This is a genomic window from Vreelandella maris (assembly GCF_013371085.1).
GTDB lineage: Bacteria > Pseudomonadota > Gammaproteobacteria > Pseudomonadales > Halomonadaceae > Vreelandella > Vreelandella maris.
The window spans coordinates 1-1,589 of the sequence record NZ_JABWCV010000073.1; the positions used below are offsets into that span (position 1 = coordinate 1).

1 protein-coding gene is annotated in these 1,589 nt (G+C 57.1%); it reads left to right on the forward strand.

Features of this window, described 5'->3' with window-relative positions; all coding sequences use genetic code 11:
• Window positions 1–71: 71 nt before the first annotated feature.
• Window positions 72–1,397 (forward strand): IS1182 family transposase, encoded by a 1,326-nt coding sequence (locus tag HUO07_RS21485; RefSeq protein ID WP_035561699.1) that lies wholly within the window; start codon window positions 72–74, stop codon window positions 1,395–1,397.
• Window positions 1,398–1,589 lie beyond the last annotated feature (192 nt).

The window sequence follows — 1,589 nt, forward strand, 5'->3', positions numbered from 1 at the left end:
GCTAGGAGTCTGCGCGGCAGGAGCCACCTTCTGGCATAATACGTAAAAATTCTTCAGCACCGGAGAATCCGATGGGAACCACCTTCCGCCCCTATTCACCTGATCAGGAACTGCTTCTTCCCCCGAGCCTGAACGAGTGGCTGCCCGAAGGGCATCTGGCCTATTTCATCAGTGACGTGGTCGAGGAACTGGATCTGAGTGCCTTCTACGCCCGGTATGAAGGGAGCGGTCGGCGCAACTCGCCTTTCGATCCGCGGATGATGTTGAAGGTGTTGATCTATGCGTACGCGACCGGCGTGTTTTCATCACGAAAGATCGCCCGGAAGTTGGAAGAAGATGTCGCCCTTCGGGTCCTGGCGGCTGGCAATTTCCCCAGACACCGCACTATCTGCGATTTTCGCAAGCAACACCTGGCTGCGTTCAAGGCCGTATTTATTCAGGTGGTCCGGATCGCCCAGGAAGCGGAATTGGTTACTCTCGGTACGCTGGCGATTGATGGCACCAAGGTCCGGGCCAACGCCAGTAAGCACAAGGCCATGAGCTATGACCGCATGCGGGAGGAAGAAGCCCGTCTGTCAAAAGAGGTTGATGAGCTTTGTGGCCAGGCTCGCCGTGTGGATGAATCGGAAGACCAACAGTTTGGCCCGGATCAGCGGGGCGACGAGTTACCCGAAGAGCTTCAGCACCGTCAGGGGCGGCTGGACAAGATCCGGGCAGCGAAGGAGAAACTGGAAGCGGATCAAAAAACGCAAGATGAGGCCAAAGGCCGGCATCCAGACGATGATCGCCGCTCACCCAAGGGTGGCCGGAACTTCAAGAGAGATTATGGAGTTCCGGAGGACAAGGCTCAGAGTAACTTTACCGACCCCCAAAGCCGGATCATGAAAACGAATGATGGGTTCCAGCAATGCTATAACGGCCAACTGGCCGTGGATGGCGAGTTCCAGATCATCGTGGGCAACCGCCAGGGTAACAACCCCAGTGATAACGGCTGTCTGGTGCCGCTGCTGGGCGAGGTAAAAGAAACTCTGGGAAGTTACCCAGGCCAATGTCTGGCTGATGCGGGTTATCGCAAAGAGGAAGACTTGCAGGCATTGGAGACAAAAGGCATAGATGGCTACGTCTCGCTGCGCCGGGAAGGCAAAAAAACCGGAGATATAAACGCGAGCCGGTACCCGGCGACGGCCCGCATGGAGGAGAAGCTTACCACGGCGGAGGGGCGAGCAGTCTACGCTCAGCACAAGCACATGGTTGAGGCGGTGAATGGCTGGATCAAGAATGTCCTGGGCTTCCGGCAGTTCGGCTTGCGGGGCCTTCAGGCGGTGCAGGGTGAATGGGATCTTGTCTGTCTGTCGCTCAATCTCAGGCGCATGAGTTCACTGATGAGGTTGGCATAAGTCGCTGAGGCAGCCTTTGGCTCACGGTAGGTACAGCTGGGGCCCTGCGATGCCCCTTTTAACCGGTTAACTGGCTGGATCGAAAGCGATGATGGAGCCGATCCGATATCGCGAACACTCCTTCCGGCCAGACAATGATCCGGTCTGGCGGAAACGAGGGCTCAAAACGTTTCTGCCGCGCAGACTCCTAGC